Source organism: Rossellomorea sp. DA94, assembly GCF_029834455.1.
In the GTDB taxonomy this organism is placed as follows: domain Bacteria; phylum Bacillota; class Bacilli; order Bacillales; family Bacillaceae_B; genus Rossellomorea; species Rossellomorea vietnamensis.
On the sequence record NZ_CP122397.1, the window covers coordinates 2751395 to 2764752 of the forward strand.

Genomic DNA, 13358 nt, shown 5'->3' on the forward strand with positions numbered 1-13358 from the left:
GTACCATAAACAAAAAAGCAAGTCTTCTATTCCCACATTAGAAGACTTGCCCATCTTTTATAGTATTGTCGCTTCGGGTTCTGTTCCGATCATATCGATCACCCGGTTATTTTCTCCCATGATCGCCACTTTAGGAATATGGTCATGAACCATTTCCTCAGCAACCAGTTTATACGAAATGATGATGACGATATCCCCTTTTTGCACGAGCCTTGCAGCCGCACCGTTCAGACAGATGACGCCGCTTCCTCTTTCCCCCGGTATGATATAGGTCTCCAGGCGGGCCCCGTTATTGTTGTTGACGATCTGAACCTTTTCATTTGCCATCATTCCGACTGCATCGAGAATATCCTGATCGATGGTAATGCTCCCGACATACTCAAGGTTTGCCTCGGTTACAGTCGCTCTATGAATTTTTCCACTCATCATCGTTCTAAACATCTGAATCCTCCTCCGGTTGTACACTGATGATTATATTATCTATTAACCTGGCCTGTTGAAATTGAACGGCTACAGCTATGATGATGTCGCCTTCCAGCCGCTTCAGTTCCTCGAGCTCCGGGTATGAATACACTTCTACATAATCGATGGTACCAGAAGTGTTTTCTTGTATGATTTTAGAAATCATCCCCGTAAGGACTGAAGGGATCCTCTCTCCGTCTTCAATCCTTTTATGAGCTTCTTTCAAACTTGCATAAAGGAAAGGGGCAACTTGTCTTTCCTCTTGTGACAGATAGACATTTCTTGAACTCTTGGCCAGTCCATCCTTTTCCCTGACTGTAGGGACCCGGATGATTTCAAGCGGAAAGAAATAATCGCTCACCAAGCCTTCCACCACAGCAACTTGTTGCGCATCCTTCTGCCCGAAGTAGGCCCTCGTAGGCTGCACAAGATGAAACAATTTCGTCAGGACGGTCACAACCCCGTCAAAATGACCTTCCCGCTTCCGGCCGCACAGTACATCCACACGCTCGTTCACGTTCATCGTGATTGACTGCTTCCCCCGGTACATGTCAGCCACATCAGGAATGAAAAGAATATCCACCCCTGACATCCTTGCTAACTCCGTATCCCTCTCCACATCCCGGGGATAGCGGTCAAAATCTTCATTCGGCCCGAATTGCAGGGGGTTCACAAAAATACTCATCACAACGACTTCATTGTTAGCCCTTGCTTCCTTCGCCAAGGTCAGATGCCCCTCATGAAGGAATCCCATTGTAGGGACAAACCCTATCGTTTCCCCCGTATTTTTCATATGATCTATCGTTACTCTCAAGTCGTTTATTTTGGTTATGACCTTCATTTTTTCAACCCGCCATAGAGAGAATGAAGTTCTTCATCCCGCATAGTGAAGGAATGCTCACCTGTCGGAAAGCTACTGTCCTTTACTTCATGAATATAGCTCTCAAGGCTGTCATGCATGACGTCAGATGCATTCCCGAATTGCTTGACAAACTTAGGGACGCGGTTCACACCATACGTCACAAGGTCATGGAATACCAATACCTGACCGTCAGTATCAACCCCGGCCCCGATGCCGATCGTCGGGATCGTCAAGGCTTCTGATATCTCCCTTGCGATTTGTTTCGGTACGCATTCCAGGACCAGTGCAAAGGCACCGGCTTCTTCACATTTCATACTATCTTCGATCAACTTCTTCGCTGTGTCTGCCGTCTTCCCCTGAACTTTATAACCTCCAAGGACCCCAACAGATTGAGGAGTCAACCCTAAATGGGCCACCACGGGAATTCCCGCACTGGTAAGGTCCCTTATTCGATCGATGACGTGAGCGCCTCCTTCGACCTTGACGGCATGGGCTCCTCCCTGTTGAAGGATGTCCGCAGCTGTTTTAAGGGTTTCTTCCCTCGATAGGTGGTATGACATAAAAGGCATATCCGTCACGATAAACGTATTCGATGCCCCTCTTTTTACGGCTTTCGTATGATGAATCATATCGAATACCGTTACAGGTACCGTAGAGTCATATCCTAAAACGACCATCCCAAGGCTGTCTCCCACCAGAATGACATCGATTCCCGCTTCCTCGGCTACTTTCGCACTTGGATAATCATACGCTGTAACCATGGCAATCTTTTCTTTTTCATTCTTCATCTTAAGAAAATCGGTTGTTTGTTTCATGTGATCCTCCTTCTTTTCAGTCAGAGGTGACGAAACGAAATGAAAGCACTTTCATGATGAATATAAAAAAACCTCCTGTAAAAAATGACAGAAGGATCATAAGTGGTTGATATCATTGTTTCGACCCTCTGTCCCAGTCCACAATGGATCAAGGCAGAAATAGTATTGAATAGTAAATGTACGTTCATTAAAGGTGCAGTTCCGAGGATACTGCCCAATAGGATTATACCATAAAAAAACGGGATGGCTACACAGATTTCCATCCCGCTGCAAGTTCAAACATTCACTTCAATATCGGCGGAGTAGATCTGGTGGATCGTCCCACTTGAGTCTTCGATTTTCAGCACACCTTCGTCCGTGATCCCGAGTGCTCTTCCTTCAATGGTACCATTAATGGTTCTTGCCCGGATCTTCTTCCCGATACTGATGGCATAGCTTTCCCATAAAAGCTTGATTGGTGTGAATCCTTCTTTCATATAAAGGGAATACAACGCCTCTATCCGTTCCAGCAACCTCTGAACAATGACAGACCTTGATAAAGTACGTCCTTCCTCAATGGAAAGCGAGGTTGCAATTTTTTGAATCTCATCGGGGAAATGGTCTTTCGTCTGGTTGACATTCATCCCGATCCCTATAATGATGGAATTGATTTTATCCGATTCAGCCTGAAGTTCCGTCAGGATGCCCGTCACCTTTTTCCCATCGATGAGTATGTCGTTTGGCCATTTGATCTGGGGATGGAGACCGGTAACTTCCTCGATTGCCTGGACCACGGCCACGGCAGCAATGAGTGTGAATTGGGGGGCCTTTTGAGGCGGAAGGTGCGGCTTTAAGATTAAGCTCATCCAAATCCCAGTACCTTTCGAGGAGTGCCATTCCCTCATCAATCTGCCCCGTCCGGCGGTCTGTTCGTCTGCGATGACCAATGTCCCTTCTTCCGCTCCATCACTTGCAAGGGTGTGAGCGATCCGCTGGGTGCTCTGAACAGACTCTTCATAATGGATCACGGTTCCTAACGTCCGGGTTTGTAAGCCTAAACGTATTTTACTTTCTGTGACACTATCAGGCGTCTCGATGATCCGGTATCCCTTTTTCCTCACAGCTTCTAATACAAACCCTTCTTTACGAAGCTCTTCGATATGCTTCCAGATCGCAGTCCGTGAACAACCCACAATATCAGCAAGTGCTTGTCCCGATAAAAATTCCCGGTCCGATTCGAATAATGCCTGAAGGACTTTTTTTCTTATAGTCGATTGCATGATTCCAGCCACCTCCTTATCTCTTCTTTGTCATTTTGTATCGTCTCATTGATGATAGCTGATTCAATTTCCAATAATCGTTCTTTCACCCACGGACCACCCTTTTGATCGGCCCAAGCCATTAAGTCTGTACCTGTTACATCGAGTTCTTGCCTGGACGAGATTGCGAGCTTGTGATATTGCTCCATCACTCTCTCCACCGAAAAGTCTGATGACGGTTCCAGGCATCCGTATACCTTTTCAACATTGAGGGCTGCACCGAGCCCGGCACGATATAATAATGTCTTTGTCCATCCGGATTGACGTTCCTTTAGAATATCTAGCTCTTTGGAACGGAGCCTGATCATTTTGGTAGGAAGTCTCCACCCTTTCAGAAAGGTCTGCACATCTTCCTCTTCTATATAAGTCAATAAGACCAGCCATGCTTGATCTTTATTTAATGAATCCAAATCGGGGAGGTCTGCGAACGCTTTGAGCTGTGTGCCATATCCACTTAGAAAGGGAAGCTCCTTATACAAATCGGAATCCACAAGGAGATTCAGCCCTTCTTGCTTCCATCGGCCAGCCAGAATTTTCTCGAATTCCATCGTTTTTCGTTCAACTGCTATATGCTCGAGCAGTTTCGAGTGCTCCCTTAAGCTGGTTAAAGTGGATGATTCGAGATTGAAGCCGAGCTGACTGACAAACCGGACTGCCCTCACCATCCGCAAGGCATCCTCTGTAAACCTCTTCTCCGGTGAGCCCACGGTCCGTATCAACCTATTCTGTATATCTTCTCTGCCATGATAAGGGTCGATGATCGTGCCATCCCCGTCCATGGCCATGCTGTTCATGGTGAAATCCCGGCGTTTCAGGTCCCCGTCGAGTGAACGGATGAATTCTACCTTATCGGGCCTTCTATAATCCGTATAGGAAGACTCGGTCCTGAACGTGGTGATTTCATATTCCCTGCCCTCTTCCAATACGAGGACCGTTCCATGCTCAATACCGATATCAATCGTTTTACGGAAAACCATTTTAACCTCTTCCGGATAGGCAGAAGTGGCGATGTCTACGTCATTGATCGTCCTGCCAAGAAGGTAATCCCGGACAGATCCTCCAACGAAATAGGCTTCGAACCCTGCCTTCTCAAGCCTTTTCAACACGGGAACAGCCTGTTGGAATATGGTTGGTAACATTCTTAACACCTGCTTTACTTGAATCGTCTTCACGTATCCCTGACTGTTCACAAAAGATTCTTATAGATTTGTTCATACTGTTCGACTATTTTGCTCGAGTGAAAGGTCGACCGTGCCGTATGAAGGGCATTCTTCGATAATTCACCGTGGAGCCCATCGTCCTTCAGTAATTGCAGCGCCCTGCCGGCAATTTGCCTGACGTTTCCGATTTCACAAATAAAACCGTTGTATCCATCCTCGATCACTTCAGGGATGCCCCCTACATTCGTACCGATGCTCGGAACGCCACAAGCCATCGCCTCGAGTGCGACTAAGCCGAAGCTCTCTTTTTCTGAAAGTAATAGTTTGATATCACTGATCGAATAAAGTTCTTCCAGATTATCCTGTTTTCCAAGGAATAAGACCCTATCCTCTAATCCAAGCTCCGTTACCTGCTTGCATATGAGGGTCATTTCAGGTCCGTCCCCTACAAGGAGGAGCTTGGATGGGATCTCCTTCTGGATGAGGTTGAAGGAATCGACTACATCGTTCACCCTTTTCACACCACGGAAGTTTGATACGTGGATGATGACCTTTTCATCCTCCTTGATTCCATATTCGCTTCTCAGATGACGGGAATCCACTTTCCTGTAAACCCTCTCATCAATGAAGTTATAAACCGTCTTGATCTCTTTATCAGGCTGGATTAAATCATGGGTCTGTTTGACTAGAGCGGTAGACACCGCCGTCACGACATCCGACTTTTCAATGCCAAAACGAATGGCCCCTGTCAGAGATGGATCGTACCCAAGAACCGTAATATCCGTTCCGTGTAATGTGGTGACGATCTTCACGTCCTTCCCGGACATTTGTTTCCCCAAGATAGCACAGACAGCGTGGGGGATGGCATAATGAACATGCAGGATATCCAGGTTTTCCCGTTCCGTGATCTCCGCCATCTTATTTGCCAGCGCAATATCATAAGGAGGATATTGAAACACTGAATATTGACTCACTTCCACTTGATGAAAATAAATATTGTGATACATTTTGTTCAACCTGAACGGGATGCTAGAGGTAATAAAATGGATTTCATGGCCTTTCTCAGCCAGTAACTTACCGAGCTCCGTTGCCACTACCCCTGATCCTCCGACCGTCGGATAGCAGGTGATTCCTATCTTCAACTTCTTCATACAATTAATCTCCTAACAAATCATGATGCAAGATAAGGGTGTGATAGGAAAAGAATCCTTCTGCATAAAGGAGTCCGGCATCCTTCCCCATCATTCTCTCCCTTGCTTCTACCGCTTCGATGTAACCATCTGTCAAAGGAGTCGAGACCCCGTCGGACCCTTTGGAGAATTGGCTTCCATATGCTTGAAGGCTCGCAATCTTCGCTTTCATATACGGCTCGATATCCACTACAAATTGAGGCTTATGAAACCCGTTGATCATATAGAAATAGAGATGAGCGGTTTTATGCGCCGGGGTTTCGGGATGATATTTCCGGATTCCAGCAGAAAAAAAAGCCTCTTTCACCAGTCGGGAAGCATTTCCATGATCTGGGTGGCGATCTTGGTCAAAGGGAGCAAATATCGCTTTCGGTTTATATGTTCTAATCAAGTTGACGACTTTCCCGATGTTTTCGTCCGTTATGTATATTCCCCGATCGGGTATATCGAGGGTCACTCTCTTATATGCACCTAATATGTCCGCTGCCCGCAGCGCTTCCTCTTTTCGCAAAGAAACCGTCCCATTCGAGGACAGCTCTGCCTCTGTTATATCGCAGATGACAATCTTCTTACCCTCAGCTGCATATTTCGCCAATGTTCCCCCCATACCGATCTCCACATCGTCGGCATGTGCTCCGAACGCAAGGATGTCTATTTGTCGGTCCACTTTACTCCTCCTTTTCCTTCACTATACTTCGCCACGCAATATCCCCTCTGTCAAGACCCCTTACCAGCACTTCAGCGGTCCCCATATTGGTCGCAAGGGGTACTGAGTACACGTCACAGAGCCTGATCAGAGCCGATACATCAGGTTCATGGGGCTGTGCCGTTAAGGGATCCCGGAAGAAGAGGATAAGGTCCATTTTATTATTGGCAATGTATGATCCTATTTCCTGGTCTCCCCCCAATGGGCCTGAACGGAATCGATGGACGGATAAACCCGTTTCTTCCCCGATTCTTTTTCCCGTTGTCCCAGTGGCAAAGAGAGTGTGTTTCTCTATGATTGTCTTGTATGCGAGCACAAAACGAATAAGATCGTCTTTTTTCTTATCATGAGCAATCAGCGCAATATTCATAACACTCACCCTTTAGTCTAAAATATTTTCAAGTCCATACACTAATGTGTCCAGTTTCATGACCGTGTCCACAGAAACCTTCACGCCAGACATGAAACTTCCTCTGTTAAAAGAATCATGGCGTATCGTCAATGTTTGTCCCTCTGCTCCCAACATCACCTGCTGATGTGCGATGAGACCCGGAAGACGGACACTGTGAATATGCATCCCATCTACATTCGCTCCCCTGGCACCACTATGTGTTTCCTTTTCATCAGGGTGCCCCTGCTCCTTCGATTGCCTTACTTCCCTTATCATTTCCGCTGTTTTCACGGCCGTACCCGATGGTGCATCCAATTTTCGATCATGATGCAATTCAATGATTTCAACATCATCGAAATATTTTGCAGCCATTTGAGAGAACTTCATCATAAGTACGGCTCCGATCGCGAAATTGGGAGCAATGATACATCCAAGTGACTTGGACTCTGCCAATCCCCTCAATTCTTCCAGTTCATCCGGAGAAAAACCCGTTGTCCCGACAACCGGTCTGACTCCATATTCCAGGGCCGTTTTCGTATGATGATACCCGACTTCAGGCGTCGTCAAGTCAATTAACACATGTGGCGCTTCCACTTGAAAGCATGCCTCTATATCTGTATACACCGGTACATCCAGATTCGTTTCCTTTTTATGATCGATTACGCTAATAAGAGTAAAATGCTCGGTGTCCTTCACCAATTGAACCGCTTCCTTACCCATTCTTCCTCTTGGTCCTGCAATCGTGATGTTAATTTGCTCCATCTTCATCCCCACTTTCGATTCTGGTCCAACGATCTTTATCTCTTGTATTAAACTTATGCATCACTCTATTATGGGCTTCTTCAAGGCTTATATCCAGGGAGTTGGCCAAACAGATGACGACAAACAATAAATCCCCCAGCTCTTCCTCAATCGTGTTTTCTTCTTCTGTATGTTTCTTTGGTTTTTCGCCATGGTAATGATTCACTTCTCTCGCTAACTCACCAAGTTCCTCGGTCAGACGCGCTACCATCGCCAATGGACTGAAATAACCCTCTTTGAATTGACTTATGTATTGGTCCACTTCTTTTTGCAATTGATTCATCGTTTTATTATTATCCATGAGAAGCCTCACTCCTTCATTATCTCCTATCATGTTAGCTAAATCCTCCCCGTTTGACAAATATTACGTTTGATTTCGCAAGTCTTCGTTGCCAGTTTGTTTTTCTTCTTATATAATGTCTCTGTCAACGGGATAATACTATAAAAGGAGGGAAACACAGATGTTGGGATTACGTATTAAGAATATTTTGTTCATCTTATTAGGATCGGCTATATTTGCATTTGGACTTGTACATTTTAATATCCAAAATAAACTGGCTGAAGGTGGATTCACGGGAATAACACTCATCCTTTACTTCTTATTTGATATTGATCCATCGTACTCCAACCTAGCCTTAAATATACCCCTATTCTTTCTGGGATGGAAGCTCCTAGGGAAGAAAGCTTTCTATTATACTGTGATAGGGACTGTAGCTCTATCCGTATTCCTATGGATTTTCCAACGGTATCAAATGACCATCAACCTTGAAGGGGATCTTTTTCTCGCGGCCTTATTTGCAGGTGTTTTCATTGGAATCGGACTGGGGATCATTTTCAGATACGGAGGTACGACAGGCGGGGTGGATATCATCGCCCGGCTTGCCCATAAGTACATAGGCTGGAGCATGGGAAAGACGATGTTCATGTTTGATGCCGTCGTCATCGGCATCTCTCTCATTACGTATTTGGAATATCGGGAAGCGATGTACACCCTGGTCGCTGTATTTGTTGCTGCAAGGGTCATCGATTTTATGCAGGAAGGGGCTTATTCTGCCAGGGGCGCCATGATCATTTCAGAAAGCCATGAAGAAATCGCCAATGTCATCAATGAGAAAATGGACCGGGGAGTGACCGTCTTACGCGGCCACGGCTCATTTACGAAACAAGAGCGGGAAGTTCTTTACTGTGTGGTAGGGAAAAATGAAATCGTAAGACTGAAAAACATCATCACAAGCGTTGATCCCCACGCCTTTGTATCCGTCACTGTGGTCCATGACGTTCTCGGCGAAGGATTTACACTTGATGCAGATAAAAACCCTATACTGGACTAGAGGTAAACAAAAAGCAGCCGGACCCATGATCAAGGGTCCGGCTGCTTTTATTCTATTCTTAATCGTCACCATTCATCCCGGTGAAAATAAGTACCAGTCTTAACAATTCAATGATTGCGACAGCTGCAGCTGCTACATACGTCATTGCTGCTGCGTTCAGCACTTTTCTGGCATGACGCTCTTCTTCGTTGCGGATCAGTCCAAGGGAAACGATTTGATTCATCGCCCTTGAGGAAGCATTGAATTCAACAGGAAGCGTGATCAATTGGAACACAACCCCTGCCGCCATCAAAATGATCCCGAGCAGGAACATACCGGATAATTGCGTGAAAATACCGATCATCAAGAAAATCCAGGACATATTGGAACCGATGTTCGCTACCGGTACGAGAGCATGTCGGAAACGGAGAAATGCATAGCTTTCAGCGTCCTGTATGGCGTGGCCAACTTCATGGGCAGCCACTGCGGCCCCGGCTACGGAGTGCCCGTGGTAGTTATCAGGTGATAAGGCGACCGTTTTGGTCATAGGGTTGTAGTGATCACTCAGAAATCCCCGGCCTTCCACTACCTTCACATTGTGCAAACCGTTTTCGTCCAGAATCCTTCTTGCCATTTCCCTTCCGGTCATACCAGAAGTGGTGGCCACTCTTGAATATTTCTTAAACGTACTCTTTACACGCATCTGTGCCCCTATTGGAATAAGAGCAATCAGTAAAAAGTAAATCAAAAATCCTGCCATTATCGCAAAAACCTCCAGATGTATAGATTACCTAAATTTTATAGCGCCATCCTCGCACTGTCAATTTTTTTGACGTTCGGACTTTTTCATTTCACCCTGTCCCTTATATTTTCTCCAACCTACATAAGATAATGTAGAAACAATGATACTGCCCGTCGATATGATGACCCACCAAAGAGAAGGATCTGCCTCATCCTCTGTCATGTTCTCGAATAATTTCTGGAGATCCGTTTCCAAAGCAGTAAGCTCGCTCATCGTTTGCTCCCCTTCCAGCACGTCCTGTCGATAATGATCCAAGTAAGTGATCCTCGCATCAAGGGATTGAGCCCGCTCAACTGGAATATCCAACTTAATACTCGGTTGAATGATATTATATTTTGATAAAAAGACATTCAATGTCGTTTGGTATTCATACACGTTTCCATTTTCCGCCGCCACTTTGACACCATTAAAGGCTTCCATGATCGGGTCCTCCATTTCAACCCATAAAGGCTGATGCTGACTGTTTAATGCATCCATCACCAGGCGGAACTTCGTAACGGCATTCACCTTTTGCTCAAGGGCAAGGGAGGATTGGTTGATACTTTCCAATGCAAGATTATGTGAAATGGTAAGGATTCTAAGCTCATCCATCGAAAAGGACTGCTGGGCACTCAAAGAGGCAAATTCTTCGGAGAAATAAACCAATAGGTGCTTGGCTTCTTCATATCGGCCGGCCTTTGTCATCTGTAAAGCCTGATCCGATAGATCATCAAGCTCGTTGATTGGAGACGGAGATTCTACAGCGATTAATGGGTGAGGTACTAAAATGAGAAATAAGAAAAGCGTGATAAAAAATTGGATTAATTTCATACTTGTCCCCCCTAAAACTACTAATAAAGTGTATGAAGGGGTGGACAAGAGTAGACCATAAATCAGTCAAACTAATAGTCGAGGGTGAGACGATTTGTTTTCTGAGTGAAATAATACGCAATGGCAATGGAGATGATGCTTAGCCAGAAAGTGAAATACCCTATATCCTGAATATACATATAGAGTTTTGAGTATACCGGAAACTGCATGAAAACATAATCGATGATATCATTATGGACGGTCCAGACGGCCCCTGCGACAATATGCCACAACTTCACCCGATAAAACGATGAATATAGGATCCCTTGCACGGCCATTGCGCCGTGTGAAGCCATCAGCATATATCCTTCCCAAGGCAAGTCACCTGATACCATGAGGGTCAACAGATTCATGATCACTGCCCAAACACCGTATTTAAACAGGGTGATGATGGCAAGCACTTCGAAAATCGGCCAATTCCGCTTCAGTATAAATGCGATCAATACGAAGCAAAAAAACAGACTGGCTGTCGGACTATCCGGGACAAACAGTAAAAACTGTGGAGGAGTATTTTGGAGTTGTGGAGTATACCATATGTATCCGTAGACGGTACCGAAAACATTCACTATAAGCAGCAACCATAAAAACAGTTTATTTCTTAAGATCGTCATGAGCCAAAGCATGTTCGCACCTCACTTTCAAGTAGAAAAAAGGCCGACATAAGCCGGCCTTTTTTATTAAAACTATTCTTCTAAACCAGCAATGAACTCGGACAGCTTCTTCAGCTCTTCATCTGTCCCTTTAAATAAACCTGCAGGCATGCCCGGCGGTTTACCGTTTTTAGCAATTTTCGCAATTTCTTCAGGTGCAAGACCCGTTCCGATTAGGGAAGGACCAGCCCCACCTTGCAAATTCTCACCATGACAGTTGATACATCCATTCTTCTGATCAGAAAAAATCTTATATCCTTCAGATTCTTTATCGATATCCACTTCGGCACGGATCTTCCCTTGTTCCTTAGCCGCTTCCCAGTCATGGGTCGCAACGGATTCCCAAGTCAGGAAGTACGTAGCTGCGAGTGCCAATAACATGAATCCTACTGCAAAAGGACGTTTTGTCGGACGGCGTTCAGGTCCTTTATCAATGAATGGTGCAAGTAAAAGTGCCCCAAACGCGATTCCAGGAATGACGAACGCTCCGATAACATTATAAGGTCCTGATGCATATGTGTACTTAAGTAATTGGTATAAGAATAAGAAATACCAGTCAGGTAATGGAATGTATCCAGTATCTGTCGGATCGGCTATACGTTCTAACGGTGATGGATGAGCAACCGTTAAACAAAGATAACCGATAAGGAAAACAGCTCCTACCAGCCACTCCTTTAATAAGAAGTTCGGCCAGAAAGCTTCTGTTTTACCAGGGAACTCCGAATAGTCTTTCGGTATATTCGGCTTTCTGTCTGCAGGAACCCGGGAGTCCCCTACAAACTTCATCCCTTTTCCTCGATGCATAGTGTCCCCCTCCTTTTATTAGGTTAATCATTTACAATTGTTTCTTATAGTGGTCCGGAAATACCTTGCTTACGGATCATCAGGAAGTGAGCTCCCATCAAACCAAGTAGAGCAGCAGGCAGGAAGAATACGTGAATAGCGAAGAATCGAGTCAGAGTCTGTGCCCCGACGATATGAGCATCTCCCGCTAATAACATTTTTACCTGGTCTCCGATAAATGGAGTGGCCCCTGCGATTTCAAGACCTACTTTCGTCGCGAATAGCGCTTTCATATCCCACGGCAGTAAATAGCCTGTGAAACCAAGCCCCAGCATAACGAAGAAAATAAGAACCCCAACAACCCAGTTTAATTCACGAGGTTTTTTGTATGCACCTTGGAAGAAGACGCGTAGTGTATGTAAGAACATCATTACGATAACCAAACTGGCTCCCCAGTGATGCATTCCGCGGACAATTTGTCCAAATGCAACTTCATTTTGAAGATAATACACAGATTCCCAAGCGTTTTTAATATCTGGAACATAGTACATCGTTAAGAACATTCCGGATAAAATCTGGATGACGGTTACGAAGAATGTCAATCCTCCGAAGCAGTAAACGAACGCAGAAAAGTGATGCGCCGGGTTTACATGTTCAGGAACTTCGTGATCCGCGATATCGCGCCACAAAGGCGTAATGTCTAAACGCTCGTCAACCCAATCATAGATCTTGTTCAGCACAGATTACGCCCCCTTACTTAACAAATTTATTTGGTTCTGGTTGTCCAAGATAAAGAATTCCATCTTTTACTTTTGTCGGATATGAATCCAACGGTGCTGTCGGTGGTGTACCTGGTACATTCTCACCGTTCTTGTGATACATTCCACCATGACATGGGCAATAGAACATTTCTTTATGATCCGGATTCCCATTCCAGTTAACTGTACAACCGAGGTGCTTACAAACCGGTGAAAGAGCAATGATTTTGTCTTCTTTGTTCTTATATACCCAAGCGGTTTGTGTAACTTCTGATGTGTACCACGCATCTTTTTGCTCATATGAGAAATCGACACGTACTGGTTCATTCGATAATTCTGAAACCTTTTGCTTAGTCGCTCTAAAATCTCCCGCAGCTTCCGTTTTCAACACTGGATCCACTGCAAAGCGAACCATCGGCATTAACATTCCCGCCGCCATGAAACCGCCTACACCCGTAAGTGTATAGTTAAGGAATTGACGTCTAGATACACGATGTTTGCTCATCCTTTTCCCCCCTCTA

At 45.2% G+C, this 13358-nt stretch carries 17 protein-coding genes; 1 reads left to right on the plus strand and 16 read right to left on the minus strand.

Annotated features, from left to right (window positions below; all coding sequences use genetic code 11):
* Positions 1-57: 57 nt before the first annotated feature.
* From panD to P8596_RS14370, 10 genes are all read right to left on the minus strand, one after another.
* On the minus strand, positions 58-441 hold the full coding sequence (gene panD / locus P8596_RS14325; protein WP_224519640.1) for an aspartate 1-decarboxylase: 384 nt from the start codon (positions 439-441) through the stop codon (positions 58-60).
* A complete protein-coding gene (gene panC, locus P8596_RS14330; protein ID WP_279724199.1) occupies positions 434-1303 on the minus strand; it encodes a pantoate--beta-alanine ligase in 870 nt (289 codons plus the stop codon). Before panC ends, panD begins: the two co-directional genes overlap by 8 nt.
* On the minus strand, positions 1300-2139 hold the full coding sequence (gene panB, locus P8596_RS14335; RefSeq protein ID WP_279724200.1) for a 3-methyl-2-oxobutanoate hydroxymethyltransferase: 840 nt from the start codon (positions 2137-2139) through the stop codon (positions 1300-1302). The genes panC and panB overlap by 4 nt, the downstream gene beginning before the upstream one ends.
* Before the next feature lie 275 nt (positions 2140-2414).
* On the minus strand, positions 2415-3398 hold the full coding sequence (locus P8596_RS14340) for a biotin--[acetyl-CoA-carboxylase] ligase (RefSeq protein ID WP_229592395.1): 984 nt from the start codon (positions 3396-3398) through the stop codon (positions 2415-2417).
* Entirely contained in the window at positions 3383-4576 is a 1194-nt protein-coding gene (locus tag P8596_RS14345) for a CCA tRNA nucleotidyltransferase (protein ID WP_279724201.1), read from the minus strand. Before P8596_RS14345 ends, P8596_RS14340 begins: the two co-directional genes overlap by 16 nt.
* Before the next feature lie 47 nt (positions 4577-4623).
* Positions 4624-5748, minus strand: a complete 1125-nt coding sequence (gene bshA, locus P8596_RS14350; protein WP_224519635.1) for an N-acetyl-alpha-D-glucosaminyl L-malate synthase BshA — start codon at positions 5746-5748, stop codon at positions 4624-4626.
* Between the two features lie 4 nt (positions 5749-5752).
* Positions 5753-6454, minus strand: coding sequence for a bacillithiol biosynthesis deacetylase BshB1 (gene bshB1, locus P8596_RS14355; RefSeq protein WP_279724202.1), 702 nt, complete (start codon positions 6452-6454; stop codon positions 5753-5755).
* Between the two features lies 1 nt (position 6455).
* Entirely contained in the window at positions 6456-6863 is a 408-nt protein-coding gene (mgsA, locus tag P8596_RS14360; RefSeq protein ID WP_034758408.1) for a methylglyoxal synthase, read from the minus strand.
* Between the two features lie 12 nt (positions 6864-6875).
* Positions 6876-7646: a 4-hydroxy-tetrahydrodipicolinate reductase gene (gene dapB / locus P8596_RS14365; protein ID WP_034758405.1), complete on the minus strand. Its 771-nt coding sequence runs from the start codon at positions 7644-7646 to the stop codon at positions 6876-6878.
* Entirely contained in the window at positions 7633-8046 is a 414-nt protein-coding gene (locus P8596_RS14370) for a nucleotide pyrophosphohydrolase (protein ID WP_034758402.1), read from the minus strand. Before P8596_RS14370 ends, dapB begins: the two co-directional genes overlap by 14 nt.
* Positions 8047-8146: 100 nt before the next feature.
* On the opposite strand from P8596_RS14370, the gene P8596_RS14375 reads away from it, so the two are divergent.
* Positions 8147-9016 carry a YitT family protein gene (locus P8596_RS14375; protein WP_034758399.1) on the plus strand — a complete coding sequence of 290 codons (870 nt, stop codon included), beginning with the start codon at positions 8147-8149 and terminating at the stop codon, positions 9014-9016.
* Positions 9017-9074: 58 nt separating this feature from the next.
* Here the strand turns inward: P8596_RS14375 and P8596_RS14380 are convergent, their stop codons facing one another.
* The 6 genes from P8596_RS14380 to P8596_RS14405 all read right to left on the minus strand — a co-directional run bounded on the left by P8596_RS14380 (position 9075) and on the right by P8596_RS14405 (position 13342).
* Positions 9075-9755 carry a zinc metallopeptidase gene (locus tag P8596_RS14380; RefSeq protein ID WP_034758397.1) on the minus strand — a complete coding sequence of 227 codons (681 nt, stop codon included), beginning with the start codon at positions 9753-9755 and terminating at the stop codon, positions 9075-9077.
* Positions 9756-9815: 60 nt separating this feature from the next.
* A complete protein-coding gene (gene ypjB / locus P8596_RS14385) occupies positions 9816-10607 on the minus strand; it encodes a sporulation protein YpjB (protein ID WP_279724203.1) in 792 nt (263 codons plus the stop codon).
* 71 nt (positions 10608-10678) lie between these two features.
* On the minus strand, positions 10679-11269 hold the full coding sequence (lhaT, locus tag P8596_RS14390; RefSeq protein WP_279724204.1) for a lipoprotein heptaprenylglyceryl N-acetyltransferase LhaT: 591 nt from the start codon (positions 11267-11269) through the stop codon (positions 10679-10681).
* 60 nt (positions 11270-11329) lie between these two features.
* A complete protein-coding gene (locus P8596_RS14395; RefSeq protein ID WP_034758391.1) occupies positions 11330-12100 on the minus strand; it encodes a menaquinol-cytochrome c reductase cytochrome b/c subunit in 771 nt (256 codons plus the stop codon).
* A 44-nt stretch (positions 12101-12144) separates the two neighbouring features.
* A complete protein-coding gene (qcrB, locus tag P8596_RS14400) occupies positions 12145-12819 on the minus strand; it encodes a menaquinol-cytochrome c reductase cytochrome b subunit (protein ID WP_032087896.1) in 675 nt (224 codons plus the stop codon).
* 13 nt (positions 12820-12832) lie between these two features.
* Positions 12833-13342 carry a QcrA and Rieske domain-containing protein gene (locus tag P8596_RS14405; RefSeq protein WP_034758386.1) on the minus strand — a complete coding sequence of 170 codons (510 nt, stop codon included), beginning with the start codon at positions 13340-13342 and terminating at the stop codon, positions 12833-12835.
* Between the last annotated feature and the right edge of the window lie 16 nt (positions 13343-13358).

Coding starts and splice junctions, on each gene's coding strand:
- panD (WP_224519640.1), bottom strand. CDS start 441: ATGTTTAGAACGATGATGAGTGGAAAAATTCATAGAGCGACTGTAACC.
- panC (WP_279724199.1), bottom strand. CDS start 1,303: ATGAAGGTCATAACCAAAATAAACGACTTGAGAGTAACGATAGATCAT.
- panB (WP_279724200.1), bottom strand. CDS start 2,139: ATGAAACAAACAACCGATTTTCTTAAGATGAAGAATGAAAAAGAAAAG.
- P8596_RS14340 (WP_229592395.1), bottom strand. CDS start 3,398: ATGCAATCGACTATAAGAAAAAAAGTCCTTCAGGCATTATTCGAATCG.
- P8596_RS14345 (WP_279724201.1), bottom strand. CDS start 4,576: ATGTTACCAACCATATTCCAACAGGCTGTTCCCGTGTTGAAAAGGCTT.
- bshA (WP_224519635.1), bottom strand. CDS start 5,748: ATGAAGAAGTTGAAGATAGGAATCACCTGCTATCCGACGGTCGGAGGA.
- mgsA (WP_034758408.1), bottom strand. CDS start 6,863: ATGAATATTGCGCTGATTGCTCATGATAAGAAAAAAGACGATCTTATT.
- dapB (WP_034758405.1), bottom strand. CDS start 7,646: ATGGAGCAAATTAACATCACGATTGCAGGACCAAGAGGAAGAATGGGT.
- P8596_RS14375 (WP_034758399.1), top strand. CDS start 8,147: ATGTTGGGATTACGTATTAAGAATATTTTGTTCATCTTATTAGGATCG.
- P8596_RS14380 (WP_034758397.1), bottom strand. CDS start 9,755: ATGGCAGGATTTTTGATTTACTTTTTACTGATTGCTCTTATTCCAATA.
- ypjB (WP_279724203.1), bottom strand. CDS start 10,607: ATGAAATTAATCCAATTTTTTATCACGCTTTTCTTATTTCTCATTTTA.
- lhaT (WP_279724204.1), bottom strand. CDS start 11,269: ATGCTTTGGCTCATGACGATCTTAAGAAATAAACTGTTTTTATGGTTG.
- P8596_RS14395 (WP_034758391.1), bottom strand. CDS start 12,100: ATGCATCGAGGAAAAGGGATGAAGTTTGTAGGGGACTCCCGGGTTCCT.
- P8596_RS14405 (WP_034758386.1), bottom strand. CDS start 13,342: ATGAGCAAACATCGTGTATCTAGACGTCAATTCCTTAACTATACACTT.